Raw genomic sequence first — 26,262 nt, forward strand, 5'->3', positions numbered from 1 at the left:
GGCCGCCGTCACCGCACACCGGCCGAGGTGCGCGCCGGTGAGGTTGTGGCGCGACGGCCCAGTTCCTCGTACCAGGCGGTCATGGCCTGGCCGAGCGGCCCGTCGATCTTGCCGGCCAGATCAGTCGCCTGATCCCGCTGGTCGCCCTTCCAGAGCTGGTAGCTGCGCAAGGTCTCGGACATGGCGTCCCAGCCGGCGTGCCCGGTCACGCCCAGCCCCCTGACCTGATGGAGGAGGTCGTCGAAGCCCTCCCACGACGTGGTGAGGTCCGGCATCTCGGAGCTCGCGACGATCGAGGTCAACTCCTCCGCCTGGTCGAGGTGGTTCTCGTAGATGTGCAGCGATCCGACGTGGTGGTGGAAGTCGCCCAGCTCGGCGCCGATCCACCCGGCCACCAGCTCGTGCAGGACCGTGTAGAAGAACAGGTCGTACGGCATGCCGATCCACACATCTTGGCCGCGCATCGTCGTCGACATGTGCAGGCGACCGTCACGCAGGTAGAAGCGGAAGCCGAGCGTGCAAGGCACGTCCTTGTGTCCGGCGGCGTCACGGGCCGGGTTGTAGAGCTGGATCAGGGCCCGGCGGGAGTCCGGGTCCTCCGTGAGGATCTCCACGACGCGGGCCAGCTGGTCTACCGTGCCCGCCCACTTCCGCATCCGCGGACCGTAGGCACCGCGCAGGACTCCGTCGTCGGCGTACTGGCGGAGCTTCGTGTTGTAGTCGAAGATCCAGGGCTCGTCCGAGCCGGAGAGGATCCAGACGGTCTCGGCCACCGCGAACGCGGGATTCAGGATCCTGGACGGGGGCGCGTACAGCAGGCGGGCCCGCGGACGGGTGAGCCGCATGTGGACGTCGAGGACCTCACGAGTCGCCATGCCGCGCGGGCTGACGCTCTCGCCGGACTTGGCCAGGGCGACGGCACCCACGAAGAGCTCGGCGATGCTGTCGGCGGTCAGGGATGTCATCGGGCGGAGACTCCTTCGTTTCTGAGGTGTTCGAGCTGATTGCCGGAGGCGCGGCTGACGATGAGTTGCGCGACCAGGGCGGCGCTGTCGCCGCCCCAGCGGCACACCGCGTCGGTCGAAGCGGGTTCGGTGGCCTTGAGCGGCATGAGGAGTGCGGAGAGCCCGTCGGCGACGTCCCCGGCGGTGGTGCAGCGTCGCGCGAGGCCGTGAGCAACAAGCCCGAGCGTGCGTTCGTCGGCGGTTCCGATCTCCAGGACCGGCACGCCCAAGAGTGCGGCCTCGATGCCGCACGTCGAATAGGCGCTCGCCACGACGTTGGCGCCAGCGAGACAACCCCGGGCCCCTACCTGCGGATCGGCGACGGCCACGAGCGGCCTTCCGTCCCGCTGCATGAGCGAGGCGAAGACCTCCGGGCTCTGCGCCGGGTGCGGGGCGATGACCAGTCCCCATTCGCCCGCGGCCTTCCACATCCCGTCCAGGAGGAGGTCGGCGTGGGCCTTGAGCCGGTCAGGGCCGAAGGGCTGGCAGGCCCAGACCATGATCCGGTCGGGGCTCCGCCCAGATCCGGGGACCAGCAGCTTCTCGAGGTACCGCCTCTGGGCTGCCCGCCCGAGGCCGGCGAGAACGTCGAAGCGGGGCTGCCCCAGCACGTGGACCTCGGCGTCCGGGTGGCGCGCCCACGCCTTGGCGAGCGGGGCGTCGCGATCGCCCATGACGATGATGTCCCGGCTGTACAGCGCGGGCCACGCGACCGACTCCGCAGTCCAGGCCCCATGCTGCACATGGACTGTGTTCACGCCGTTGAGATCGGCCAGGTGGACGGCGAGCGCGCCAACGGGGCTGGTGTCATTGCTGACGAGCAGCGTGTGCGGGCGAGACGCCTGCAGGACACCGCTCAGCCACGTCTCCAGACGGACCACGGAGCGCCACGACGGCTGGGTGCATCCACCGCTCGTCTCCAGCAGGACGGCCAGCAGACGGACCAGACGCGAGAGCCGGACGACGTGCTCCCCCACCTGGACGACGTGCTCGTCGTCCCACAGCTGCAGGCGCTCCACGGCTCCGGACAGAGCGAAGAGGCCAGGAGTAGGCGTAACGAGCCTGATGCCTTCGACGGCTGGGGTGCCGCAGTGTTGGGCCGGGTCCGTGGCGAGATCGACGAGGAGACTCGTTCGGCCACTATCTGCCAGGTTTTTGAGCACCGGCAGCAGGGTGGCCGCATGGCGGGACGACCACGAGAGCGCGACGACGCCGGTGCGTGGCAGCGCCGACGGGGGAGGGCTCGGCACCCGGGTGTCGACGCGCGCCGGCTGCAGGTTGCTCAGCTGCGCGGTACGGAAGGGGTTGTACAAGGCGGCTGCCCCGAGCAGATACGCGATGCCGGACCACGTGACGGTGTAGGCGCGGTACTCCCGGGAACTGCTCTCTCGAAGCCCGACAAGTCCCTCGTGCGGATCGATCTTCAGGGGGCCGGGCGCATTCCTGAACGGCTCCCAGGCGCTGAGGGCCATCAGCTTGCGTACGACGTGAGCCACCAGGCGCCGGACCGGTACCTGCTGCACGTACAGCCACCCGGCCCCGCTCGGCGTCGTCCTGAGAGAGGCCCCGTACCACTGGAGCGCGTCCATGACACGCTCGACGAGCGCTTCGCGCTCCTGCGTGTCGAGGGGCAGAGTCTCCAGCTCACCGGCGGTGATCCGGTCGGATGCCAGAGCCGCGACCGCGCCTTCACCGACCAGTGCCCACGCGGGCCGTCCCTTGATGTCGGCGCGTGCCAGACCGTGGACATGACGAGAGGGCGTGGTCACAACAGGCTCCCCTCGAGGAAGGGGCCTGGGGCGAGGAGGCTCAGCAGGTTCTTCGGGGACTCGGCGACCACGGGGGAGGGGGCACCCGGGCAGCCGTACCCCCAGCCGGCGTGGAGGTACGGGACACCGGCGCGGCGGGCGGCTTCCTGGTCGACCGTCATGTCGCCCACATACACGGCGTCGGCGGGATCGACACCCAGGTCGGTCAGCGCGAGGAGGACCGTGTCCGGTGCGGGCTTTCCACGCCCACCGCTGTTCGGCGTGCGCACCGTGGAGAACGGGCATCCGAGGCGGGCCAGGAGCGAGCTGGCCCGGTCAAGGGGCTTGGATGTGACGATGCCGAGGCGCCAGCCGGCGGCGACGAAGGCGTGCAGGACCTCCACGGTACCGTCGAACTCGCGGGCGAGGTGGGACGCTGCGATCGACGCCTCGTCGTACGTACGGTGAAACTGCTCGGACTCGGTGAATCCGAGCAATTCCATGATGTCGGCGAACGGCCGGCCGAGGTGGCGCTCGTACTCCTCGAACGGTACGTCGAGACCGTGCTCGTTCAGGACTTGCTGCCATGCGCGCTCAATGACCGGGCGGGTGTCGAGGAGCACGCCATCGAGGTCGAGGAGCAGCGCCTTCGGAGGTAAAGGCGAGGGCGGGAGCATGGTGGTCATGAGGTATCTCCGGTGAACGGGATCAGAGGGTGAGGCAGGTCTCGGGAGGCTTGACGAAGGCGATCACCCGCTTGCCGCTGCCGTCCCGCTTGGGACAGGCGGTCCAGGCGTCGGCCAGGGCGGATACGAGCAGCAGGCCACGTCCGCTGGTCGAGTAGGAGGAGGCGATCCGCGGGACGGGGGGCTCCGGGGAGTTGTCCTCCACCTCGATCCCCACGACGCCGGCCTGGAAGGCGAGCGTCAGCGTGATCTCGTCAAGGTTCCTGTCCGCCGCACTCGGCCAGTTGTCAGGTTCGGCAGGCTGGCGACCGTGCTGCTCGGCGTTCGTCGTGAGCTCGCTGACGACCAGCACGACTTCGTCCAGGAGGTCTTCGGCTCCCCAGGCAATCAGGGCTGCGCGGGTGAAGGAGCGGGCGCGACTCGGCGCCAGCTCGTCAGCGGGCAGTGTGAGACTCGTCCGATGCGCGGGGGCGTCGATCACGCTGCCCAGGTTTCCGATTCGTTCCATGATCGCCTTCTCACAGGTCGTGCCTCAGCCCTTGAGGGAAGCGCCCGGTTGTTGCGTTGCAGCGCGTGAACCGGCCGCCCGCTTCGCAGCAATGAGCGAATGAGGGCCTCGGCATGCGTCGTTCGGATACGGTGTGATCAGCTCGTACCCGACGATGAAAACGGCCGGGCGGCCTCGCCGGGAGACTTCGCATGGGGCCCCGTGTGCTGGCCCCTCTGGCCCCATCCAGCTGCAGGCGGAGCCGTCGGAAGCACCCGCAAGGCGGGCAGGAGTTCACGAGGGGGAGGCATGGGGCAGCAGCCGAGCGAGCTGACGCCGGACGCCGGCCCGTGGCACCGATGGGGCTACGAATTACGCCAGTTCCGAGAAGCCCGAGGACTGGCGCAGCAGGCACTCGCCCGCAAGGCCCTGATCGACCGCTCCCATCTGGGGCGGTTCGAACGTGCCGAACGCCCCGTCCCCCGCCATGCCGCAGTTGCGCTCGACGAGGCCGTCGACGCTGCCGGAGCGTTGGTCCGCCTCTGGGACTGGGCCGAGGGCGCACAGCCCCAGGTGCATTACGCCCCCGTGTCCAGAACCGTGACACAGGTCCATGGGGCCAATGCACAGAGCCATGGGGCCAGCGCCTCAGAGATCCTGGCCTTTGGGGCGTTCGGGCAGGCAGGCTCAGTCGACGACGACACGGACACGGTCGTCGTCCCTGCCCGAATCCAAGGAAGGATCCTCTTCGTGCCCGTTCCTCGTCGTGTCGTTCTCGCTTCCGGGCTCGCCGGCCTTGCCGCGACCGCGCTCCCGGCTCCGACAGTGGCGACTGCGACCGAGGTCGCCGACATGGGATCCCCCGTCGAGCACTTCGCACGTCTTCGCCGCGTGATGATCCAAGCGGACAACCTCATGGGCCCCCGGCACGTGCTGCCCGCGCTGGAGCAGCAGCTTGTCGCGCTTGCCGCGCGGCGTCGGGCAGCCCGTGGTGCTGACGCAGCCGACCTTCTGGCCCTGGAGACGCGGTACGAGGAGCTGGCCGGCTGGTTCGCCCAGGACATCGGTCACGATCGCGCCGCATACGGCCATACGGCGAAGGCGCTCGACGCCTCCCATGTCACCGGCGACACCGATCTCACCGCGTACATCCTCGCTCGCAAGGCCCAGCTCGCTGTTGATACCGGCCATCCCACCGACGGCCTGGGCCTCGCCGCTGCCGCCCGGCGCACAGCCCGGCCGGGCAGCCGGCTCGAAGTCATCGCCGTCCTCCACGAGGCGCACGCGCACGCGATACTCGGTGAAGGCACCGAAGCCCATCGCTCATACGAGACCGCCCTCACCCTGCTGGGCCGTGCGGACGTCGACGGAGTCTGGGGCTCGTGGCTCGATGAGGCGTACATCAGGACTGCCCGTGCCCGTTCCCTTGCCGCACTGGGGGACTACGAGCGGGCCGCCGTCGGCTTCGACAGCGCGATCGCGGCGCTGCCGGCGATGTATCGGCGCGACCGAGGAGTCTACCTGGCCCGGGCAGCGCGTGCCCACGCGGGCACCGGAAACATGACGCTGGCAGCCAGGATCGGTACGCAGGCTGTTGGGATCGCGGCCGAAACCGGGTCCGCCCGGATCATCGGTCAGCTGGGTCGGCTGGACCTGGCGCTTGCCCCTGCGGCGGGTGACGAAGGCGTTGCCGAGTTCCGGGCCGCGCTCGACCGCATCGTGCTACACCCTGCTTGATCTGTTCACCCTTGGAGTTCTCCGTGTCTCGCCCTTACGTCCTTCTGTCCGCTGCGGTCTCCATCGACGGCTTCCTAGACACCCGCCCCGGTGAAGACCGGCTCATGCTGTCCAACCCGGAGGACTTCGACCGCGTCGACTCCGTCCGCGCCTCCGTTGACGCGATCCTCGTCGGCGCCGGCACCCTCCGCACCGACAACCCCCGCCTCCTCGTGAACTCCGAGGAGCGCCGCGCGGCTCGGGTCGCCGCCGGCCGGCCGGAGTACCCGTTGAAGGTCACGATCACCGGCTCCGGGGACCTGGACCCGAACTGGAAGTTCTGGCATCACGGAGGAGGGAAGCTCGTACTCGCCGTCGGCCAGGAAGCCGGCAGGAAGGCGCGGGCGGCGCTCGGTGACTTGGCCGAGATCGTCGTCGTCCCCACCGAGCACACCTGGCCTGTCGCGTTGGACGTACTCGGTGGGTCCCACGGGATCCACCGCCTCATGGTCGAGGGCGGCGGCACCATCCACACCCAACTCCTCGAGCAAGCACTCGCCGACGAGCTCCATCTCGTCATCGCCCCGCTCCTCGTCGGCCAGTCCGACGCCGTACGGATGCTTGGCCCCGCGCACTACCTCGGCGGCCCCACCGCCCGCCTCCGGCTCCTGGAGACCCGCCAGATCGGCGACGTGGTACTCCTGAGGTACGCACCCAAGGACATCTCGACGGAGCCTCGATGAGCAACACCCCCTTCTCCGCCGGCGCCCCGGGCCCCGGCCGCGAACCCAACGCCGCGGACCGGGCCTGGCTCGCCCTTGCCTGCGAACTAGCCGCTCTCTGCCCGCCCTCGACGACCGCCTTCAGCGTAGGCGCGGTCATCGTCGCCGCCGACGGGGCCGAACTGACCCGCGGCTACTCCCGCGAGAACGACCCCCACGACCACGCCGAGGAAGCCGCCCTCGCCAAGCTCCCCGCCGACGATCCCCGACTCGCCACCGCCACGATCTACAGCTCCCTCGAACCCTGCGCCACACGCGCCTCCCGGCCCCACCCATGCGCCCAGCTCATCCGCGATGCCGGCGTCCGCCGCGTCGTCACAGCCTGGCGCGAGCCCGACACCTTCGTTCCCGGCGCCGACGGCACCGAGCTCCTCGAGGATGCCGGCGTCACTGTCGTCGAGCTTCCGGAGCTAGCCGAATCCGCTCAAGCGCCCAACCGGCACCTGCTCTGAAGAACGGCCATGAACCCGTGGTGTACCGGCGCTGCGAGCGCCGTACACCGAGCAGCGCTGGGCGATGACGCCGCGGCCATCAACGACGAGCAGATCCGCATTCCAAGCTGGTCTGGGACTGCCCGAGCCATTGCCGAACGCCTTCGATGACCACTTCCTCGCGTCAGGGAACTCGTGAGAAGGCCGGTCACGAGGCATCCTCGTCGTACTCCTCTTCAAGACCCAGCTCGGCATCGGTGAACGGCTCGCCCAGGTTGGGCATGGAGAAGAGTCCGCCGCCGGTGCTTTCGACGAATCTGACGATCCGGTCGACGGGCCTGAGCAGCTGCTCCCTTTCGAGAGTGGTGCGGCAGGCGCGGCAGCGCCACGGCCGTCGGAGCGTAGTCCACTGTGCTCGGGCGCATCCGGGGCAGGTCACGAAGTAGGTCGACGGCCCGAAGGACGTTTCCCAATTTGCGTAGCCCCGTCTGGGGCGGTGGCCGGTCTCAGTCCAGGGGGAGGCCAGGGCCTGCCTGCCGATCAGGACGAACTCGCCGCCAGACCACCGGCAAGTGCAGGTGCCCCATCGACAGGCACGCGTCCGAGCCAGCTCCTCCGTTCTCTCGGTGCGCGGTATCCCGGGACCCTTGACCTCGATCCAGGTGCCGAGTTCCGGCAGCCAGAAGTCGGGGAGATACAGCGTGCCGGACTCGAGGGTGATGGTCTCGGGCTCGTACTGCCACGCGATGCCGTTGCCGTCGAGGGTGGCAGCCCAGTCGGCTTCGAGCCGCGATCGGAACGTGGTGTCGCCATAGCGGGTCGGTACCGCGTCGATGGAAGGACCGGGGCTATCTGCTTCGTTGATCACAGCGGCTCCTGTTCAGATATGGGCGACCGGCGCCAATGCTGCGGGCTCCACGAAGAGTCGCGGGGCGGTGGCTTGCCGGGTCCGCCACGTGTCGTCTCAGCGATCGCCGTAGGGGCGCGCGCCTCAAGGTCCGAGATGATGCTGGACCAGTTGTCTGTCGCCTGGCTTGGGATCTTCGCCGTCGCGGTCCTCATGGCTTTGGTGATCTCTGCCTGGTTCTATTGGAGCATCAGCGACCAGGACGCTGCTGCGAGCACGCTGGAGATCTACATGAGGACGCGCTCGGGTGCGGAGTGGTGTTGCAGCAGTTCTGCTGCGCAGTCTGCGCTGACAGGAGCGTAGGAATGTGCCTGGCCGTCCGCGTTGATGAACAACCCCTGCACCACGCCTTCCCCGTATGCGTCCGCCCAGCGGTTCGAGACCACTGTTGTGAACCGGGTGGGCGAAGGAGAGCGGTACGAGACCTGGTCGGCCGTCACCGCGAGTCTGGCGACACCCTCATCCGGGACGTTCCGCTCCGGTCACCGCGCTCCGGAGACGGCATCGCCGTTCCAGCCACCGGCGCGCGTACTGCTTCTCGCTGGCGAGCAACCACAACGGCGCGCGCAGACTACCCGTGGTCTTCTGCGAGGACGGTCACGCGCGCGAGGCGGTCCGCCGCGAGACGTACGCGGACCTGCTCCGCCGCGACACGCGGGAAATCCACCCCCGCGCCCTTCCCTTTCTGCAGTCCCGCCGTTAACGGCGTGCGGTGTTCACAGGAGGAAGCCGGGGCGGCCGTCGGCGGCGGTGAAATTGTAGGTGGTGGCTTCGGAGAGGACCCCGAGCGGGGGATCACCGTTCTCGATGATCACAGCCTGGCCGGGGAAGGCCAGCATGTCCTCGTAGAAGCGCTCCACAACCGTCGATGTGATCCGCGCGTCGGGTACATCGGGATCCTGCGGGGTGTACTTCACCGGCTGGCGGTAGGTGACCACGGGAGAGTCCAGGACGACGAAGCCGAGATGGGGAAGGTCGCGTTCGATACAGAAGCGGGCCAAGGAGGTGGTGAAGGCCGAATGCAATACGGATCGAACGCCCTTGCCGCGACCGGCGCGCGGGCGGCCTCCGGCCCGGATCTCGGCGTTGTACTGGTCGTACCCGGAGTTGTCGACTGCCGGTACCTCCCAGCTGCCCAGCGTGTGCCGCAGGACTGAGTCGAAGTCGTTGACGACCCGGGCGGCGATGTACTCCGTGGGCCGGGCAGCGGGTACCGCTCCCTCCCCGTCGATGCGAGAGCGCTTGTCCTCAAGTTCTGTGATCCGCGCATGCAGTTCCAGCCCTCGCTCGACTGCGGAGCGAGCGTCCAGGAGCTCTTGGAGGCCCTCCCTGAGCGGCACCAGCTGGCCCTCGACTTCGGAGATGCGCGCGTCCAGGGTCTCCAGATCGGCCTTGGCAGCTTGCCACGTTCGGGTGATTTCCTGTTGCTCCTGCGCGAGGTCTGCGATGGTCGGCAGGAGGTCGGTGAGGAGGGCGGTCGTCTTCTCGGCCTCTGCCTGCACCGCGATGTGCAGCTGAGTGGCCTCCTGCTGCCTGTGACCGGGGTGCTGGTGCTCGGGATGTGCTCCGCAGAAGACGCAGGTTCCGACGCGAAAGTAGCCGAGGATGCTGCCAGCCTCATTGACCATGACCAAACGCTCCAGGTCGGAACGATACTGGTCCTCCAGCAGACGGAACCGCCCCAACAGGTCGCTGACCTCGGCCAGCCGTTCGTCCAGCCCAGCGAGTCGGCGGGCGTGTGCCATGCGCTCGCGCACCGCTTCGCGGTGACTCTCGTCGGCCACCCGCAAGGCGGTGGTCTGCGCGCTGATCGCGGTCTTGACGCGCACCAGGCGGTCCTTGAGTTCACGCTCGTTCTCGTCCGACTCGAGTTTCGCGTGCAAGTCGATGACGAGCTGGTCCAGGAGATTGATCTGCCCCCGGTTGACACGCCGCTGTCCCGGGTTGGGGCCCGTGTCGATGTCGGGGTCTCCCTCCCCTGTCAGGAGGAAGCGCATGACCGACGTCTCCGCGGTGCGGGTGGAGGCGGTGCCGGTGCGTAGGACAGGGGAGGACATCGCGATCATGCGGTCCTCTGTCACTACTGACAGGTGCACCAGATCTGTCAGCGTCAGGGAGCGCGTGCCGCCGGCTTCGTTCTTGCGGATGAGGACCTCGTCGAGTCCCATGGCGCGCATCAGGTGGATCGAGAGGCTGTTCTTGCTGCGGGCGTTGTGCACCGAGTTCACGATGGCGTCCGCTGGGCGGTGAACAAGGTCGCGGAGGTCCTCACGATGCAGATGCGTGGAGTTGGTGCCGGGACGGCGGACGAGCGTCAGCGGGCTGCCATCGGGCAGCAGCAGCCCGAGAAGGATCTGGGTATATCCCTCGGCCTCCGGGACCATGGGCAGTTGAGACCCGCCGAGCATGTACTCGACGGACCTGACGATGAAGGTCTTCCCGGTATCCGAGGCACCGTAGATCGTGGTGAGTTCGGGTCCGAAGACGATCTGGGCCGTTGGCTTGCCCGAACCCGCGTAGGTGAGGTGGACCAGCTGGAGGCTACCCACGATGGCCGCCGAACGGGCGGGTGGCCGTGTCGGCGGTGGGCGTCGTCAGTAGGGACCGGGTGGTGGCGCGCACGTCGGTGTCCGGAGCCCACTGATGGACGGCCCACTCCGCGCGCTCGCGAAGGCGACGGACGTACGGGGCCTCCAGGATCTCCACGAAGGCCGGGCCGCGTTCGGTGGCTCGGTAGACCAGGCCGGTCCCCTCAGCTTCGAGTTCGGCCAGGCCTGCGCGGATGAGTACCAGCAGCGCTTGCTCGAGTCGTGTGCGCTTCAGGCCGAGCTCTCCTGACCGGGCCGGCAGGTCCGGGTGCAGGCTGGGAGGACCATCGAACTCCCCGCTGTGCAGGACGGCATGGTCCAACAGGACGAGCTGGGCCAGGTCCAGAGCATCCGGGTGGCTCTCGGAGAGCAGCACCAGGGCCCGTACGCCGATCTCCAGCGGGCTGTTCAGCGGCTTCATGTCCCTTCTCCCTCACACCACGTGAGCTCGTCCTCGTTTGCCAGGTGATGACATACCCCGGTGCGATCCAGGGGTCTCACGTGCTGAGCGAAAATCGTCTGCGTCAGCCCGGCGCTGATCGCCTGCGAGGTGACGGCCTGCAAACGCCTCCACCCCGTGGGGTGGTCATCCCTCGCTACATTGATCACTGCGTCGTATATGTCCTTGACAATGGCCTCGAAATGACCAGGCGGGTAGGCCTCCTCCCCGAAGCGGCGCAGGGACTCGGCGCTGAAGAACGCCTCACGCTGGTGGCGCAAGTGAGGGCCGGCAGTTGGATGCTGAGCAGCCTGGGGAACGGTTGTGGCAGCACTTGGCCAGCGCTCCGTGTAGACCTGGATGAGTTGCTGCACGTAACGCGCCTCGCGCGGCTCCGGTTGCTCAGGCGGCTCCATGACAGCTGGGCGAGGCGGGGACTCAGGGGGGAACCTCTTAACCCAGAAGTCAGTGGTCTTGTGCTGTTCCAGCATCTGTTTCATGTTGACGGTCTGAAAGATCTCGAACGGCGTATCCGCCGCCAACTCCTCGACCTCGCGCCTCAACCGTGGTCCGAGGTCGGTGATCACCTTGTCTGTGGTCTCGCGCAGCGCCTCCATGAAGTTCTTGCGAGTGCTGACCGGGCGTTGCAGTGCCTGATGCAGACTCGGGCCTATGGAGGGGGCGACGAAAACGTACCGCTCTGGCACCGTGAACTCACCGGTGACCACGCCCGCCAGCATCTTTCTGATCTCGCCTGCCGCGGTGCTCCAGGCCAGCGTCCCCTTGTAGCGCTTGCACTGATAGTTGTGCCAGGGGCCTTCCAGGCCCTGGGGGGTGAGGAATGCGGCGACGTCGATGCCGTGGTCGCCGGCCCCTCCCTGACGCACGACCTGTACGTACAGGTCGTCCAGCGCCGGTACCCACTCTTCGACGAACTTCTCGAACTCGTTGGGATCGTAGCCAAAGACGATCTTCTCAGGCGACGGCATGGCCGGAAACTGCATCGCCGTTGGATAGTTGAGGATGAGCGAGGGGGGACCTGCCTGGCCCACGACCGCTTGCAAGCCCTGACTCGGATCCAACGTCTCCCCCTGAACGCCGCTCACCACTGCCCATGGTTGATCCACTAGACGTACCACCGGCAGGTCATTCGCGAAAAGACCACAACTGAGCCAACCAGAGGTCGATGTTGCCCTGCGTTTCCCGGGTGGCTGGTGAGTGAGGCAACGCGGGAAGAGGCGATACACGCTCGCGCCCGTACCGCCTCTTCCCGTACGCCCACAGCAGCTTCGACAGGAACGCCTTCGTCCGGTCGTGCTGCGGGGTCGTCAGGACATCCCGCGGGTTGCCCGACTCGATCACCACGCCGCCGTCCATGAAGACCAGCGAGTCGTCGACCTCCCGGGCGATGCCCCTCTCGTGCGTGACGACGATCACCGTCATGCCCGACTCGGCCAGGTCATCACCACACAAGTCACAGAGCGGTCCCTCGACGTCGAGGGACCCTGCCCCGTTCGCACTCCTCGGACAGCGCGCCAGCCGCGGCCACCGCCACCAAGGCCGGCCCCGCTCTCCGTACGCCCAGGAGCCGACCCTGCACGTCCTCCCCCCCCAGTCACCAGGAAGAGCCAGCCGACGGTTCCCCTGTACTGGGGGAAGGTCTAGGGCAGCAGCCTCCTGCGCCGCACCCACGAGCACTCGTCGCCCTTGACAGGTCCCATCGCGGTCCCCGAGGACCCGCAGCACCACGTCGACGCCGTCTACAGCGACACCTACAGAGCAGCAGACGACACCCGCCGCCAACCGACGAGAACGCCCACCAAGCGCCGACCTCGTCGCCATCCGACAACACCGCACTGGCATCAAACTGCACCCCCTGATGAACTCGACCTGCAGCAGCGAACTCGTCACCACCCGCCTTGGCGATCCCAGCACCCGCGTCCTGCCCGTTTGGACTGACGCCAACGGCCGACACCAGCTCCACCCCACGCAGCACACCCCATGCATCCGGCTCCCTCGCAGGGCCAATCCAGATGACCGAAAGACAATCCGCCGCCCCATGCGCCGAACCACCCCCATCCCCCAGAAATGGATCTCCACAGGCCGACCCGGCGACCTCACCACCGACTGCGCCCCCACACCCCGGGCGGCAACTGGGCAAAGACACCCGCACTCTGCGACTTCGCGTCCTGCCCCATATCTGGGCTACAGGCGGATGCATCAGCGGAGATAGGACCGTCAAACTAGAACTGAGTACTGGACTCTCCAGGAAGTGGCTGGTCCCGACACAGGTGGGGCTCGGCCCCATCAGTACGGCAGAACGGCACACGCCAATACGGGATGGACGCAGCCTCGCCACCGCTGGCCAGAACCTCAATGACGGCACCCAGACCCGCCTTGGTCGACGGCGTCCCGCCGTCCACCGGACGCCCAGCTATCGGTCGCGAACTGTGCGCAAGGTGATCCTCCCGGTCATCTCTCGCAGGGCCGCCCGAAGATCGAGGGGCGGGGCGAGCTCTGTTCCACCAGTTCAAACACCTCTCTGTCCGATGGGAACGCCGCACCGAGCATTCAAAATTCAATTAACGCGCCGTCACCAAATTCCGATCTTGGGATCCAAATTGTGATCCGTCACACTTGGGTGAGTTTCACAACATGACCGTCCTGCATGGATCACGCTTTCCTTCTTGTATGATTAGGTGTAGACGGCGTGTCGGTCGACCACCGCGCACCTCAAGCACAAGCTCCTGGCTACTAGCGCCTCGCGGGCTGGCAGTGAACACCTCAGTGGCATTTCGATGGAGCGATGATGCGTTGGCGTAGAGACCCTTCCCGGCACGCCCTCGTGAAAGAATGTCAGATACTGCTTGCTGATCTCCCTATCCCCGCTCCGTTCAGCGTCGAGGCGCTGGTGTGGAATATGGAGGGTGCGTTGGGGCGCCAGATTCGGCTGGTGCCACTGGATGACACCGCTGGTGGTCTGGGTACGGCGTGTGGCCTGCGGGTCAAAGCGCCGGAGTCCACGATAATTCTCTATCGCCGCCGTTCAAGTCGCAATCAAACCGAGCACATCATTCTCCATGAGCTCGCGCACGAGTGGCTGAACCACGGGACCTCCCTGACCGATGCGGAGATCGAGCGATACGTCCCTGAGCGAATTCGTCAGGAAGTCCTTCGGCGTTTCCCGTCGGCCCTGATCCAAGGGCGCGTTGATTTTGGCAGCACTGAGGAAAAGCAGGCCGAGCTTTCGGCTTCATTGATCAAGCGGCTGGCGCGGCGTCAGTCGTTCACCGGAGATGACATGGTCAGCCTCCTGGAGCATTCACTTGCCCACCCAGTCGCTGCTCCGCCGCGGCGACGACTCTAACCGCGATCTACTGGCGACCACTGAGGCACGGCTCCCGGCCTCACGACTTCCGCCTCATCGCGCAGTCCACATATTCGAAATTAAGGCTGCGTCCGACTGGCCTTCCGGGCTGGCGAAATGTGCAGCCGCCGCAGATACCCACTGGTTCCGTGTTCGACTACATCAAATACCTTACTGCGGCTGTGATGACCCTCATCGCCGTATGGCGGTTCCCTGCAGTTCGGTACGCTGACGCTCACCGCCGGGCACTCTGGGGCGGCTATGCGGGATTCGCAGTAGCGCTCTGGCTCTACACGCCAGCGGCAATGGACGCGGTGGATCGCATTCCAGTAGTGGACCTGAGCGCCCTGCTCAGGCACTTTGCCAGTACTGCGGCGATCATCGCGGCCCTGACCTACGTCGCCACCAGCTACGGGAAGAGCTCGGAGACGGTCGTACCCCGGCACGTAGCGGTCTCCCGCCGGATCGCACGCGCGTCCTACGGGACGGGAGCGATAGGCGTTATTCTGCTCACGGTCCTGTTTTTCACCGTGGTGGACCGCGACAAGCCGAGCCAGAACTTCCTCATCGACCACGCTGGGCAATGGGGGGTCGCGGTCTACATGACCGTGTTCTACTTCTTTCCGCTCATCACGACCGCGGTCTGCGGCTACCAGTGGACGAGGGCGGCGCGACGGGTCGAGAACACGAGCATGCGTGTTGGGCTGGGTTTGATGGGGATCTCAATGTGGATGGGGCTGACCCACACATTGGCGCGTATCGCCATCCTCTGGGCTGCGGTCGCTTTCCCTCTCAGCTCCTCCACGATCCGGCTCCTTGTAGACGCCACGGCGATATGGATGAACCTGCTCTTCCTGATCGTTGCCGTTGGTGCGAGCATTCCCACCACCCGCGCGGCGGCGGCCCGGTGGAGAACCTGGCGCACGCTGTACAGGACTTACCCACTCTGGTTTGACCTGGTGGATCCGTTTCCCGGGACAAGCCTGTATCCACCAGGGCGGCGCCTCGCGGAACTGAGGCACATACGCATCCCCATCGATGTTCGCCTGGACCGATGGACTCAGGACATTGCTGACGCTTGCGAGAAGCTGCGCTATTACGCTCCACGAGACTTGATGTTCGCCGCCGAGGACATCACCACATCGCACCCCGACCCTGAGTCGGCCGCGGAAGCGTACTGGATTTAGGCCGCGCTCCAGGCCGCTGACACCTCGCAAGCCAACCCGTACGCCACTGCCCCTTTGAGAGACAAGCCGTTCGTTGACACCGACAGTGAAGCTGCGTGGCTTGCGCGAGTCAGCACGGCCTACTCGCACATCACCACGGATCGAGCTCGGGAGCTTCTCCTGCACTCTATGGAGGTGGAATCCTAAACGGGTCGCTAGCCCGTAATTAGCTTCACAGTCTGATTTCTTGGTTCAGACCCTATTTCCCGACGAACGAAACCAGGCTGAGTAGTGATCTTGCATGGCGGGCCGGTGAGTGAGATTTGGCACCGTCCGCCACATGAACTGGGCTGGTACCGTGGGTCATGCGGACTGATAGGTCTTGCTCCGCCTCGTAAGTGCACCCCGGCCTGCGACGCACTTCTACTCCCGTCGCCACATGTAGCCGGGCAGTGACGCTATCCGGTCTGGATGGGCGTCCGAAATCTCAGCAATCTGGAGTTCTCGCATGTCCAACCGCCGCACGGGCCTCATCCTCGATTTCGGAGGCGTTCTCACCACTCCGCTGCTGCCCGCAGTGCTCGCGTTCGAGCAGCGCGAGGGCCTCCCGCAGGGCGCCTGCCTCACGGCCCTGTACAAGGACGAGGAGGGTGTCCGGATCACCAGCGACCTCGAGCGCGGAACGGTTTCCCAGGCTGAGTGGAACGAGTTCGCCGGCAAGATGCTGGGCGTGCCGGCTGACAACTTGATGGGCCGCGTCTTCGGCGCACTTCGCCCCGAGCCGCTGATGATCAATGCGGCTGCCGCAGCGAGGCGGGCCGGGATCAAGGTGGGCATCCTGTCCAACAGCGTGGGGCTCGCCCCTTGGGACCTGTACGACGGCTACGAGCTTGAGCGGCTGTACGACGTCGTGGTGATCTCCGAACAGCACCTGCTGCGCAAGCCTGATCCCGAGCTCTTCGAGATCACGCTCAAGCTCATGGATCTGCCGGCCGAGGAGTGCGTCTTCGTCGACGACACCGAAGCGTACGTCCAGGCAGCAGAACAGCTCGGCCTCGCGGGGGTGCACAACCAGGACCCCCGGCAGACGGTGGCCACTCTCTCCGAGATGCTGGGCGTGGACCTCACGGCGTCTTAGCACGCCGCCAGCTTCTCACCCACACCAACAGCGAAGGGACTACGGCGATGCCCCAATAAGGGGCATCGCCGTAGTCCCTTCGCTGTTGTCGACCACTGACGCCTGCCGGAATAGCTCGTACTGGCCCCGGTGCACGCAGGGGCGACGATCCGCGTCAGACGCTAAGCCAGCCGAGCGGAAACGCCTCAGACAACCCCGAGGAGCACTCGCCGACGGTGTCACTGCCCGTCCTGCACCTCTGGCAGCTTGTGCTTCAGCTCTCCGACGAGCTCGTTGATCTTGGCCATCATCTCGGCAGACAGGCCCCCGCCGTTGCCGCGAGCAGCCAAGCCGAGGATCTGCCCCCTGTGAATCGAGCCGAGGAAGCGGAGCGCCTCAAGGAATTCGCGGGCCGCGGGGTCGACCTCGGCATCGTCCTGGAAGAGGGCCGCGTCGACCTGAAGCGCCTCAGCTAGGCCAGCACGCACCTCATCAGAAGCCTCGGTTGCGGCACCCGCGCGAAGGGCAGCGATGCCGTCTGCGGTGACGGCCGCCGCGCCCGCATGCTCGTTGACGATCCGTGCAATTTCCTCATCGGAGGGCGCTTCCTGACCAACGTACCCGTGCTGCAGGAGATAGTTGATCTTCTCTCCCACTGTGCGGGGTGCGGATGCATGCTCGTCACGCGATGCTCTGGGGCGAAGCCCGAACGAGCAGTCCTGGGCATCCAGCAACTCCTCTTCGGTCACCCCGTACGCCTCTGCGAGCGGCTGCAGGTAAGCATCACTTAGCCGGCGTCGGCCGGATTCGGCGTTGCTCACCGGCACGCGGCTCGCGCCGATGATCGCAGCGGCCTGCGCGACGCTGAGGCCAGCGTCACAGCGCAGGAGCTGCAGGTCCGGCGGACCGTCGTGAGGGAAAAGGGCATCAAGCGACTGACCGAGCGCCGCTGCGATTGCGGGGAGCTTCTCACCCTTGGGGAAATCCTGTCCGCTCTCCCATCGCGCGACCGTGGGGGCGCTGACGCCCACCATCTCGGCCAGTTCCTTCTGATGGAGGTCCTTGCCCCGCCGGACAGCCCGCACGCGGCTGCCGTCGAACTGACGTGGCACATGGACTCCTGCGGGGTGGCGATCGGGCCGGTGGTGGCGGCCTCTAGGGCAACTGTAGCCCAGGCTTGATACATTTCTGCAACTGGCGTACGTTTTCGTATCGCACCTGCTGGCCGGGCTCTGGCTCTCTATGGTGCCAGCCCTGGGGACCCCTGTGCATGTGGCGTTGTTGTGACCACTCGCGCAACGCGCTGTCGGATTCGGTGCAGTCGTTGCCGACCGGTGCTGGGGGCGCTTCCCCGACACCGGCCGTCGCGAGCCCTGTGCGACCTGTAGCGAGCCAGGGATGGACTTGCCGCAGGTGTCTACATATGTTCGTCGTCCCCCGCCGGGCGGTGACCCGGGGAGGGACGCAACGAGCAGAAGAAGGGCACGAACCGATCAGGCCGCAAGACGCCGGGACGCGCACCACTGACTGCGGGAGTCGCGCCGTATGCCTGAGGAGAGACGGACGGGAAGGGAGGTGAGGCGAATGCGGACGCATGGTCCGTGAAACGGCTCGGCAACGAAAACCGGCGCCCGGGAGCTACCAACTCCCAAGCGCCGGGTCAGCACCCCGAGAGGTGCCCATACACATCACGCGGGCGGCGGGGCTTTTGCACGAGAACCGCCGCACCGCGTTCCTACGAAAAACGGAGTATCGCATGCTCGCCATGCCGACCGAAACCCTGGCCTGCCCAAACGCTGGCCGCCAGCGCCGCCTCGACGTCCAGCTCGCGGACATGATCGCGGGCGCGGCCACCATGCGGGTCATCCTCAACGACCCGAAGCAGACGTGGCCCCACCTGCACGCCGTCGTCGTCGACGAAGAGGCCGGGCAGACCTTGGGCCGCGCCACCGCCAGGGGCGCGGGCCGCTGGATCCTGAGGGCCTGGCCGGAGGCGGACTCGACGCGACCGGACACCTGCCACCTCGCCGACGCCACCCTCACGCGCAGCGACCTGATCGCCGCCGTTCGGGGCCGCTGACATGGCGCGGATACGAACCATCAAGCCGGAGGCATTCGTCTCCGAGTCGCTCGCCGAAGTGCGCGTCGAGGCGGAGCGGACCTTCTTCGGGCTGCTCACCCAGGCTGACGACCACGGTCGCCACCGCGACAACGCCGCGATCATCGCCGGGCTCCTCTGGCCCCTCCGCGCCGAGCACACCTCGGTCCACGTCGAAGACGATCTCCACCAGCTCGCGACCGCCGGCCTGATCTGCCGGTACACCGGCTGCGACGGCCGCCGGTACCTCCACATCGTGACCTGGTCAAACCACCAGAAGATCGACAAGCCGAGCCAGTCGCGTCTGCCCTCCTGCCCGCAGCACCAGGCTGCCGACCGGTGTGCGCCCTGCAAGGGCTCCTGCACCAAGCGGACCGAGGGTTCGTCCACCGCTCCCCGAGGACTCGCCGAGACCTCGCCGAACGCTTCCCGAGCCCTCGACCTGCCCGCCAAGACCACCTCGACGCTCTCCGGATACGCGGGTGGTGCCTCTGCCGACCGGCAGGAAGCCGCCGACAATGGGGGCGGTGCCCTTGGACCGGCCGGAACGAAGAGCGCAGGTCAGGAGGCATTCTCCGAGCCCTCCCCGAACCTTTCCCGAAGCCTCGGAGAGAGCTCGGCGCCTGGATCTAGGATCTTGGATCCTGGATCTCTTGTCCCTACGGGGCGCACGGCGCCCGCAGACGGCGTCTCGGCCAACCAGCTCGTCGGCGAGTACGTCGCCGCCTGCGACGAGCGCCCGCCCAGCGACGTGATCGGACACCTCGGCCGGATCACCAAGAAGCTGCTGGGTGAGGGCATCGCGCCGGAGCACATCCGCGCCGGGCTGGCGAATTTCGCGGCCAACCCCAAGCACCCGAGCGTGCTGACCAGCATGGTCAACGAGGCCATGAACGCGCGCTCCGGCGGTTTGGCGCGGCTGGGAATCTGGCCTAACGTGCCCGCCCATCAGGCGTGGACCAACCCGTCCAACGCTGCCGCCGCCTACGCCGAGGAGCTGTGATGCGCACCCGTCACCGCGAACCGCAGATCCTCGGCGAAGGCACCCTGGACCGAATGGCCCGGATCCTGGCCGCCCGCAAGATCGCCCCCGCCACCGGCGCCGCACCGGCCCAGGAGCCCGAGCCCTTCTCCCCACTGGAGGCCCTGTCGGCCGGGCTGCCCCCGCGCTACCGGGCCGCCGTCGCCGATCACCCCCAGGTCCTGGACTGGGTCCGGACCGTCGCCGAAGCCGCCGTCTCTCCCAACCAGGGAGCCCGGCGGCAGGTCACCACCGGCCCCAGCCTGCTGATGGCCGGCGTCGTCGGCGCAGGCAAGACGCACCAGGCGTACGGCGCGGTCCGGCGATTGGTGCAGAGCGGAGTCGGCGTGCGCTGGCGCGCGACCACCGCCGCCGACCTGTACGCCGACCTGCGGCCCCGGCCCGGAGCCGACAGCGAGCGGGAGCTGGCCACCGTCAGTCGCTGCCCGCTGCTGATCATCGACGACCTCGGCGCGGCCAAGGCCAGCGAGTGGGTCGAGGAAGTGACGTACCGGCTGATCAACCGCCGGTACAACTACGAGTTTCCGACCCTGATCACCACCAACCTGGCGATTAGGGATCTCCGGGCCTACGTCGGCGACCGGGTCGCCTCCCGGCTCGCACAGATGACCACCCGGGTCGAGTTTGAGCAGGTCGACCGCAGACGCCCCCGTCTCGCTGCCTGACCCGCTCCAGGCCGCCACGCGGGGCCGCGCCTTCTGCGCGCCGCCCGAGCCCTTCCCCGACCCAGCGCACCTCTCCGCCGACGCCCCTGCGCGCGGAGAGCGATCGGAGCACCCGCATGACCAGCACGACGCACAGCCCTGTCCGCCACCGGTCGCTCGGCGACCACACCTGGCGGGACCAGGCCTTCTGCCAGAGCACCGAGTACAACCCGGTGGACCCCGAGATCTTCTTCCCGGACCCCGATGAGACCGACAAGATCACCGCAGCGAAGGCGCTGTGCGGCCAGTGCCCGGTCCGCCGCGTCTGCCTGGACGCCGCCCTGGAAGCCGGCGACACCGACGGCATCCGAGGCGGACTGACCGAGGAGGAGCGCGGACCTCTGCACGAGAAGATCGCCCACCGCCTCGACTACAGCCGCGTCAACGACACCATCGCCGGTCGCGACGTCCACCTCACCAAGGCCGAGCGCCGGGCGGTCATCCGCGCCGCCTACCGCCACGGGGTGACCGAGCAGCGCCTGGCCTGGCTCCTGAAGATCACCGAGGAACACGCCCAGAAGCGGTACCGCGAACTCCGCCGCGCCCTGCGCAACCGAGATCTGAACCAGCCCGAGACGACCACCGCCTCGTCCGAGGCCGGCGGCGAGCGCCTGGGCCGCGACGACTTCGGGACGGCGGCGTGACCGCCATGACCGCGCCGAAGACGGCGCACATATCCGGCTGGGACCGTGCGGTCGTCATCGCCCTCGGCGGCGCGGGATGCGCGCTGTCGTACGACGCGCTGCAGCAGATGGCCGTCGCCATCCACATCCGAGGCTTCCTCACCTACCTCTTCCCCCTGGTGATCGACGGGTTCATCGCCTACGGGATCCGAGCCCTCCTGGTCCTCCGCGACGCACCCCTGCGCGCCCGGCTCTATGTCTGGACGCTCTTCGGCACGGCCACCGCCGCCAGCATCTGGGCCAACGCGCTCCACGCGGTGCGGCTCAACGAGGACGCGGTCGCCGGCACCGGCCTCCGGCTCGGGGACGCGGTGGTCGCGGTGCTGTCCACCATCGCCCCGCTCGCCCTGGCCGGAGCGGTCCACCTCTACATCCTCATCGCCCGGGGGCCGGTCAAGGGCAGTGACCGCGAGGACCCCGGTCACCTCGGTCACTCCGGTCAGGGTGACGGGCGCGACGCCGTGGAGGTCACCCGGACTGACCGGGTCGGTCAGAACCGGTCGGCGGTCGGTCAGGTCAAGGCCGGTCAGCCGGTCACCGCCCTCACCGGCCGGCCGCCGCTGTCCCTGGGAATGCAGGCTCCTGCCTCCCGGTCACTGACCGGGGACCGGGCCCCGGTGGGCAGCAGCAACCCGGTCACCGATGACCGAGGCCAGTCGCACGGGGCTGCTGACCTGCCCGGACAGCCGGTCTCGGCTCGGCCGGTCACTGACCGCCCCGACGACACCGCCCCGGTCACCGGAGACCAGGACAGGCCGGCGGCGGTCACCACCTCGCCGGTCACGCCGCCGCCGGTCACTGACCGAGAGGCCCGGACACCCGGTGACCGGCGGCCTGACCCGGACACCGAGGAACTGCTGAAGATCGCCCGGTCAGCGGTCAGGGCCGAGGACAAGCTGACCCGCAAGGTGGTCGCCCAGGCGATCCGCGGTCAGCAGATCCCGCTCTCCAGCGACACTCTGACCGCCCTGATGGCCCAGCTCCGCGCCCAGCACGGACAGCCGGTCACCTCCACTCGGAACTGACCGGACACCACGGAGCGGGTGACCGAGCCGGTCACCCCAGCCGGTCACCCGCTCCTGACATCCGCCCCGCACCCCTCCAGAGCAACAGCGGAGAACACCCGATGCGCACCCACCCGGCCACTCCTGCCGAAGTCGACTCCTGGCTGACCGTCCTTCACCAGCGTGGCCACCTCCACCGCGCCCAGTCCGGCCCCGACACCACCTGGATCGTGCAACGAGAGCAGCACGATCGCCCCTGGACCCTGCATCACCCGGTCCTGGCCATGGACTGGATCGAGGAACTCGTCCGCGAAATCCAGCAGCAGGACCCGGAAACGAGCCGATGACCACCGACGACTCAGAAATGGCCACCGCCGGACAGCAGCGTGACCCCACGACGGCTCCTGGCGGAGCAAGCTATCGCGTACGACGGTCCTACGGCCCGTCGTACGCACTTGCCCCCGCCCAGGAGGGCGGGGGAAGCCCGGCTGGTTCCCGAGCGAGGGCGCTCGGGGACCAGCCGGGCAACCGGCACCAGGGGGCGCCGGTCACCGGGGGAGAAGCAGACGACCCCGCCGACCGCGAGCAGCCGAGCCCGAGCACGTCCGCCTTCCCCGACCGCAAGCCGCGCCGCCGCAGCCGCAACCCGAGCGAGCGCGCCCGCAAGACGACAACCCGCCTCTCCGACACCGAGAAAGCCGAGATCGTTGCCGCAGCCGCGCAGCGCGGCGTCACCGTCGCCCGATTCCTCGCCGCCGCCGGTCTCGCAGCCGCCCGCGGTTCGACCGCCCTGCACACCAACGAACGACTCGACACGGCCATCGACGAACTCGCCGCCCTGCGTACTGCCCTGGCCCGGATCGGCAACAACATCAACCAGATCGCCTACGTCCACAACGCCGGCGGGCAGCCCCGCCCCGGCGAACTCGAACATGCACTGAGCGTTCTGACCCGGTCCCTCGGCTGCCTCGACAACGCGGCGAACGACCTGGTGACCAGGCGGCTGTGATGGTTCCCGACATCGGACGCGGCTCGCGCACCCACGGACTCCTCGTCTACCTCTACGGCCCCGGTAGGCGTGAGGAGCACACCGACGCGCACCTCGTCGGCTCCTGGGACGGCTTCGCCCCCGACCCCGGCCGCGACACCGACCCGCACGTCACCCTCGCCCGCCTCACCGCAGCCCTCGACCTCAGGGTCAAGCAGGCCGGTGACCGCGCGCCTGCCAAGCACGTGTGGCACTGCTCGGTCCGGACCGCCCCCGGCGACCGGCGGCTCGCCGACGAGGAGTGGAACGCCGTCGCCCAGCGCATCGTCCACGCCACTGGCATCGCCCCGGACGGTGATCCCGACGGTTGCCGGTGGATCGCCGTCCGCCATGCAGAGGACCACATCCACATCGTCGCCACCCTGGTCCGCGGTGACCTGCGCAATCCCCGCCTCAACTACGACTTCAACAAGGCCCAGGCCGTCTGCCGACGCATCGAGGAGGAGATGGGCCTGCGCCGCCTCGACGCTGGCGACGGCACCGCGGCGAAGAACCCCACCAGCGCCGAGAAGTTCAAGGCCGAACGTACAGGCCGCCCCGAGACCTCCCGCGAGACGCTCCGCGAAGCCGTCCGCCAGGCCGTCGCGGGAGCGGACGACGAGAAGGAGTTCTTCACCCGGCTCCGCGAGGCGGGCCTGCGCGTGAAGGTGCGCCACGCCCCGTCCGGCGACGCGCTCGGCTACAACGTGGCCCTGCCCGGCGACCGCAACCGCCACGGTGAACCGGTCTGGTACCCCGGCTCCAAGCTCGCTCCCGACCTGTCCCTACCGAAGATCCGCCTTCGCCTCGCCGACGGTACCGCCGAGCGGGCAGCGGCTGCTGCCGCCGCCGGCCGGGCGGACTGGTCCCCGCCGGCCCGAGAGCGACGGAGTGCCACCGGGATCGCCGAGCGTGCCGCCGTCCTGCTCGACGGCGACGACGATGAAGCTGCCGCCCAGCTCGTCGGCGTCGGAGAGCTCCTGGACGCGGTTGCCCAGACCTCCCCGGTCGCCACCCGCGCCGAGCTGGCTGCTGCTGCCCGAGCCTTCGAGCGGGCGACCCGCAGCCATATTCGAGCAGAGCGCGCCGACACCCGGGCCCTCCGCTCGGCCGCCCGGGGCATCGTCCAGGCCGGCGGCGCGCTCGGCCGGGGCGAGGACGGCGGCACCACCGCCATGCTCGTCTCCACCCTGGTCCTGGTGACTCTCGCCGCCGCCCGGTGGCACTCCGCCCGCGGTCACGCCCAGCAGGCCCATGCCGCCCGACAGGCCGCCGAGCACCTGCGCACCGCGTACCACCAGGCCGCCGCCACCCCGATGCGGGTGCTGCACGACCAAGGCCGTGCTCTCCCCGAGGCCCAACGCCGGACGCATGAGGCCACCCTCCGCGCGGCTTTGCCGGAGCACGGCGTACGAGCAGATTGCGTGCCGACGAAGACCGACGCTCTGGTCGCCACCCTCGCCCAGGCCGAGCAGGCAGGCCACGACCCCGAGGTCCTCCTGCAGCAGGCCATCGACATGCGCGAACTCGACACCGCCGCGGACGTGAACGACGTCCTGGTCTGGCGCCTGCGCCGCCTCGCCCAGCTCCCCGCCCACCCGGGCGAAGCTCTCCGTCGCCCGCAGACCGGCATCCGCCCGACCAAGACCTCGGCCAACCGCACCAGCGAACGGAACGCACCCACAGCGGCGCCGCGCCCTGCCCACTCTGACCCGCGCAGCCGCCCACCGCGCCGCTGATCAGCGCGTCCGGAAGGCCGGCCACCGACCGACCGGACTCCACGAAATGCATGGACAGCCGGTTCCAGCGGCTGTACGGATGGAAACAGGAAGCCCTCGACCGGGAGATGACGCTCGTGCTCAGAACCACCGACCGCACCACGGAGCCGGCACCCGCGCTGCCCGTCCTCCCCACTGGCACCGACCCCCTGCTGCAACTCCGGTACGAGACACAGCCGGCCGACGGCCCGGGCGCGACGCGTTGCGTCAGCCACCCACACGAACTCGCCCTCGGTGGCATCCCTGTGACGTGCTCGGCCTGCCGGGCCCGACGCGACTGGCTGCTCATCAACCACGGCCGCAACGTCTGGATCCGCTGCCGGTGCAACAACCAGTGGCTCGAACCCGAGATCAGCCGCGCCGACTTCGACGCCCTGATCGCCAGCCCGTACGGCACGACCTACCCCACCGTCGAGCAGGGCCTCGCCGCGCTCGGCTTCGACGGCATTTTCGCCGGCACCTACCTGGATTGAGAGTTGCCAGGGGCAGGCCGCAGGACGTGAAACCCGGCCTGGTGTGTCGAAGTCTTCGACACTGAACTACTCCACCAGACGCGAGAGTTCGCCTCGTCTACCTGCACGACGAAGACTCGACTTCCATCGAGCAGGAGCACCGGTGCGCCCTCGTACACCCACGTTGGCCGGGGTACATGACGCTGTCGTCGCTGCGTGGCGCGTGGTCCTAGAGGAGAGTGCGCAGGTATCAGGAGCGCTGTGCGACGAGTTCCCGAGGACGCGGCTTCCGGTCCGGGGGAAGGCTTCCGCCTACGCTGGGCAGGAACGATGGTGGTCGTTCCCTCGCGCTCGTCGGCCACCAGTTCCCACCTTCTGGGGAGGAGAAGGCGCATCGGGAACGGGGAACCCACGCCGAGTGGCATGTCTGCTGGGCCGACAGCCTGCCACGCCCAAGCCCCTTCTTCCCGCTTCCAGCTGCGAGCGAAGGTGTTGACGAGCTGAGTGTTTTGCGGAAGGTCAAGGCCAGCTTTTCTCAGGCGGTCGAGCATCCGCACAGCAGTGAGCGTCGTCACGGATCGTCTTCCCCTATCTGCTGCCTCGCTCCTGGTTGAACGTCATGGTCTCAGCCTATGGGCGGGCATGAGCGCTGGTTAGTCAGACGGAGAGGTCTGTGTGGAAAGAGGCCGCGTAGATCGCTGCGGACTCCTCGGCCGACGGGCTTCCAGTCCGGAACGTGGCCGGCTTCCACCGGGCCGGTCCGGCACGGTGGTGTCGTCGGGAGCGGGCAGGCTGCCCCGGCTCTTGCGGCTGCGGGCGGCCTGGACGCTGATGCCTAGGTGGGCGGCGACCTCCGGGTATCCCCAGAGCGGCTGGTCGTCGGCCAAGGTGTCCTCCTCGTTCGTCGGGGATGAGCGTGCGCACGTGCGGCCTGGCGTACGGCAAAGCCGCCCCTGCCTGATCGGCGAGGGGCGGCCTTCTGAGGTTCTCGGTCAGACCTCGGCGAGGCGGTTCGAGAGGTCTAGGGCGTAGGTCG

General features: G+C 68.1%; 22 protein-coding genes and 2 pseudogenes. 14 read left to right on the forward strand and 10 right to left on the reverse strand.

The window, feature by feature from the left end:
* Window positions 1-8: 8 nt before the first annotated feature.
* The 4 genes from IE237_RS32545 to IE237_RS32560 are packed head-to-tail and all read right to left on the reverse strand — an operon-like array spanning window position 9 to window position 3,946.
* Window positions 9-965, reverse strand: coding sequence for a thymidylate synthase (locus IE237_RS32545; protein WP_189805752.1), 957 nt, complete (start codon window positions 963-965; stop codon window positions 9-11).
* On the reverse strand, window positions 962-2,773 hold the full coding sequence (locus IE237_RS32550; RefSeq protein WP_189805753.1) for a CDP-glycerol glycerophosphotransferase family protein: 1,812 nt from the start codon (window positions 2,771-2,773) through the stop codon (window positions 962-964). The genes IE237_RS32545 and IE237_RS32550 overlap by 4 nt, the downstream gene beginning before the upstream one ends.
* Window positions 2,770-3,438, reverse strand: coding sequence for an HAD family hydrolase (locus IE237_RS32555; protein ID WP_189805754.1), 669 nt, complete (start codon window positions 3,436-3,438; stop codon window positions 2,770-2,772). The genes IE237_RS32550 and IE237_RS32555 overlap by 4 nt, the downstream gene beginning before the upstream one ends.
* A gap of 22 nt (window positions 3,439-3,460) precedes the next feature.
* Window positions 3,461-3,946: an ATP-binding protein gene (locus IE237_RS32560; protein ID WP_189805755.1), complete on the reverse strand. Its 486-nt coding sequence runs from the start codon at window positions 3,944-3,946 to the stop codon at window positions 3,461-3,463.
* 288 nt (window positions 3,947-4,234) lie between these two features.
* On the opposite strand from IE237_RS32560, the gene IE237_RS32565 reads away from it, so the two are divergent.
* Together IE237_RS32565 and IE237_RS32570 are read left to right on the forward strand one after the other, a co-directional pair.
* Window positions 4,235-5,662, forward strand: a complete 1,428-nt coding sequence (locus IE237_RS32565) for a helix-turn-helix domain-containing protein (RefSeq protein ID WP_189805756.1) — start codon at window positions 4,235-4,237, stop codon at window positions 5,660-5,662.
* Window positions 5,663-5,685: 23 nt separating this feature from the next.
* Window positions 5,686-6,875, forward strand: a pseudogene (locus IE237_RS32570) (dihydrofolate reductase family protein).
* Window positions 6,876-7,062: 187 nt separating this feature from the next.
* On the opposite strand, the gene IE237_RS32575 reads toward IE237_RS32570, so the two are convergent.
* The 5 genes and pseudogenes from IE237_RS32575 to IE237_RS32595 all read right to left on the reverse strand — a co-directional run.
* Window positions 7,063-7,722, reverse strand: a complete 660-nt coding sequence (locus tag IE237_RS32575) for a PDDEXK family nuclease (protein WP_189805757.1) — start codon at window positions 7,720-7,722, stop codon at window positions 7,063-7,065.
* 755 nt (window positions 7,723-8,477) lie between these two features.
* On the reverse strand, window positions 8,478-10,310 hold the full coding sequence (locus tag IE237_RS32580) for a hypothetical protein (protein ID WP_189805758.1): 1,833 nt from the start codon (window positions 10,308-10,310) through the stop codon (window positions 8,478-8,480).
* Window positions 10,303-10,770: an ABC-three component system middle component 2 gene (locus IE237_RS32585; protein ID WP_189805759.1), complete on the reverse strand. Its 468-nt coding sequence runs from the start codon at window positions 10,768-10,770 to the stop codon at window positions 10,303-10,305. Before IE237_RS32585 ends, IE237_RS32580 begins: the two co-directional genes overlap by 8 nt.
* Complete coding sequence (locus tag IE237_RS32590; RefSeq protein ID WP_229843047.1) at window positions 10,767-11,894, reverse strand: ABC-three component system protein; 1,128 nt, start codon at window positions 11,892-11,894, stop codon at window positions 10,767-10,769. The genes IE237_RS32585 and IE237_RS32590 overlap by 4 nt, the downstream gene beginning before the upstream one ends.
* 175 nt (window positions 11,895-12,069) lie before the next feature.
* Window positions 12,070-12,249, reverse strand: a pseudogene (locus tag IE237_RS32595) (ectoine/hydroxyectoine ABC transporter ATP-binding protein EhuA); the annotation flags it as partial.
* A 1,345-nt stretch (window positions 12,250-13,594) separates the two neighbouring features.
* Between IE237_RS32595 and IE237_RS32600 the strand changes: the two are divergent.
* From IE237_RS32600 to IE237_RS32610, 3 genes are all read left to right on the forward strand, one after another.
* A complete protein-coding gene (locus IE237_RS32600) occupies window positions 13,595-14,155 on the forward strand; it encodes a hypothetical protein (protein ID WP_229843086.1) in 561 nt (186 codons plus the stop codon).
* A gap of 149 nt (window positions 14,156-14,304) precedes the next feature.
* Window positions 14,305-15,342, forward strand: a complete 1,038-nt coding sequence (locus IE237_RS32605) for an MAB_1171c family putative transporter (protein WP_229843110.1) — start codon at window positions 14,305-14,307, stop codon at window positions 15,340-15,342.
* Between the two features lie 487 nt (window positions 15,343-15,829).
* Complete coding sequence (locus IE237_RS32610; RefSeq protein WP_189805760.1) at window positions 15,830-16,459, forward strand: HAD-IA family hydrolase; 630 nt, start codon at window positions 15,830-15,832, stop codon at window positions 16,457-16,459.
* A 218-nt stretch (window positions 16,460-16,677) separates the two neighbouring features.
* On the opposite strand, the gene IE237_RS32615 is transcribed toward IE237_RS32610, so the two are convergent.
* A complete protein-coding gene (locus IE237_RS32615; protein WP_189805761.1) occupies window positions 16,678-17,550 on the reverse strand; it encodes a helix-turn-helix domain-containing protein in 873 nt (290 codons plus the stop codon).
* 653 nt (window positions 17,551-18,203) lie between these two features.
* Between IE237_RS32615 and IE237_RS32620 the strand changes: the two genes are divergently transcribed.
* From IE237_RS32620 to IE237_RS32660, 9 genes are all read left to right on the forward strand, one after another.
* Window positions 18,204-18,518 (forward strand): transcriptional regulator, encoded by a 315-nt coding sequence (locus tag IE237_RS32620; protein WP_308433142.1) that lies wholly within the window; start codon window positions 18,204-18,206, stop codon window positions 18,516-18,518.
* Window position 18,519: 1 nt separating this feature from the next.
* The gene (locus IE237_RS32625; protein ID WP_189805763.1) at window positions 18,520-19,539 is read left to right on the forward strand and encodes a hypothetical protein; all 1,020 of its coding nucleotides are present in this window, start codon (window positions 18,520-18,522) and stop codon (window positions 19,537-19,539) included.
* Window positions 19,539-20,243 (forward strand): ATP-binding protein, encoded by a 705-nt coding sequence (locus IE237_RS32630; protein ID WP_189805764.1) that lies wholly within the window; start codon window positions 19,539-19,541, stop codon window positions 20,241-20,243. The genes IE237_RS32625 and IE237_RS32630 overlap by 1 nt, the downstream gene beginning before the upstream one ends.
* Before the next feature lie 116 nt (window positions 20,244-20,359).
* Window positions 20,360-20,926 carry a WhiB family transcriptional regulator gene (locus IE237_RS32635; protein WP_189805765.1) on the forward strand — a complete coding sequence of 189 codons (567 nt, stop codon included), beginning with the start codon at window positions 20,360-20,362 and terminating at the stop codon, window positions 20,924-20,926.
* A gap of 5 nt (window positions 20,927-20,931) precedes the next feature.
* The gene (locus IE237_RS32640; protein WP_189805821.1) at window positions 20,932-21,990 is read left to right on the forward strand and encodes a DUF2637 domain-containing protein; all 1,059 of its coding nucleotides are present in this window, start codon (window positions 20,932-20,934) and stop codon (window positions 21,988-21,990) included.
* A 101-nt stretch (window positions 21,991-22,091) separates the two neighbouring features.
* Window positions 22,092-22,316, forward strand: a complete 225-nt coding sequence (locus IE237_RS32645; protein WP_030195633.1) for a hypothetical protein — start codon at window positions 22,092-22,094, stop codon at window positions 22,314-22,316.
* Window positions 22,313-22,978 carry a plasmid mobilization protein gene (locus tag IE237_RS32650; RefSeq protein ID WP_189805766.1) on the forward strand — a complete coding sequence of 222 codons (666 nt, stop codon included), beginning with the start codon at window positions 22,313-22,315 and terminating at the stop codon, window positions 22,976-22,978. The genes IE237_RS32645 and IE237_RS32650 overlap by 4 nt, the downstream gene beginning before the upstream one ends.
* Window positions 22,978-24,735, forward strand: coding sequence for a relaxase/mobilization nuclease domain-containing protein (locus IE237_RS32655; protein ID WP_189805767.1), 1,758 nt, complete (start codon window positions 22,978-22,980; stop codon window positions 24,733-24,735). Before IE237_RS32650 ends, IE237_RS32655 begins: the two co-directional genes overlap by 1 nt.
* 50 nt (window positions 24,736-24,785) lie before the next feature.
* The gene (locus tag IE237_RS32660) at window positions 24,786-25,247 is read left to right on the forward strand and encodes a hypothetical protein (protein ID WP_370468324.1); all 462 of its coding nucleotides are present in this window, start codon (window positions 24,786-24,788) and stop codon (window positions 25,245-25,247) included.
* Window positions 25,248-26,262 lie beyond the last annotated feature (1,015 nt).

It is taken from the genome of Streptomyces tanashiensis (assembly GCF_014648895.1).
GTDB lineage: Bacteria > Actinomycetota > Actinomycetes > Streptomycetales > Streptomycetaceae > Streptomyces > Streptomyces tanashiensis.

Excerpts from the sequence above, each read along its gene's own strand:
- IE237_RS32545 (WP_189805752.1), bottom strand. The coding sequence starts at position 965 with ATGACATCCCTGACCGCCGACAGCATCGCCGAGCTCTTCGTGGGTGCC.
- IE237_RS32555 (WP_189805754.1), bottom strand. The coding sequence starts at position 3,438 with ATGACCACCATGCTCCCGCCCTCGCCTTTACCTCCGAAGGCGCTGCTC.
- IE237_RS32560 (WP_189805755.1), bottom strand. The coding sequence starts at position 3,946 with ATGGAACGAATCGGAAACCTGGGCAGCGTGATCGACGCCCCCGCGCAT.
- IE237_RS32565 (WP_189805756.1), top strand. The coding sequence starts at position 4,235 with ATGGGGCAGCAGCCGAGCGAGCTGACGCCGGACGCCGGCCCGTGGCAC.
- IE237_RS32585 (WP_189805759.1), bottom strand. The coding sequence starts at position 10,770 with ATGAAGCCGCTGAACAGCCCGCTGGAGATCGGCGTACGGGCCCTGGTG.
- IE237_RS32600 (WP_229843086.1), top strand. The coding sequence starts at position 13,595 with ATGATGCGTTGGCGTAGAGACCCTTCCCGGCACGCCCTCGTGAAAGAA.
- IE237_RS32610 (WP_189805760.1), top strand. The coding sequence starts at position 15,830 with ATGTCCAACCGCCGCACGGGCCTCATCCTCGATTTCGGAGGCGTTCTC.
- IE237_RS32620 (WP_308433142.1), top strand. The coding sequence starts at position 18,204 with ATGCCGACCGAAACCCTGGCCTGCCCAAACGCTGGCCGCCAGCGCCGC.
- IE237_RS32625 (WP_189805763.1), top strand. The coding sequence starts at position 18,520 with ATGGCGCGGATACGAACCATCAAGCCGGAGGCATTCGTCTCCGAGTCG.
- IE237_RS32630 (WP_189805764.1), top strand. The coding sequence starts at position 19,539 with ATGCGCACCCGTCACCGCGAACCGCAGATCCTCGGCGAAGGCACCCTG.
- IE237_RS32635 (WP_189805765.1), top strand. The coding sequence starts at position 20,360 with ATGACCAGCACGACGCACAGCCCTGTCCGCCACCGGTCGCTCGGCGAC.
- IE237_RS32640 (WP_189805821.1), top strand. The coding sequence starts at position 20,932 with ATGACCGCGCCGAAGACGGCGCACATATCCGGCTGGGACCGTGCGGTC.
- IE237_RS32645 (WP_030195633.1), top strand. The coding sequence starts at position 22,092 with ATGCGCACCCACCCGGCCACTCCTGCCGAAGTCGACTCCTGGCTGACC.
- IE237_RS32650 (WP_189805766.1), top strand. The coding sequence starts at position 22,313 with ATGACCACCGACGACTCAGAAATGGCCACCGCCGGACAGCAGCGTGAC.
- IE237_RS32655 (WP_189805767.1), top strand. The coding sequence starts at position 22,978 with ATGGTTCCCGACATCGGACGCGGCTCGCGCACCCACGGACTCCTCGTC.
- IE237_RS32660 (WP_370468324.1), top strand. The coding sequence starts at position 24,786 with ATGGACAGCCGGTTCCAGCGGCTGTACGGATGGAAACAGGAAGCCCTC.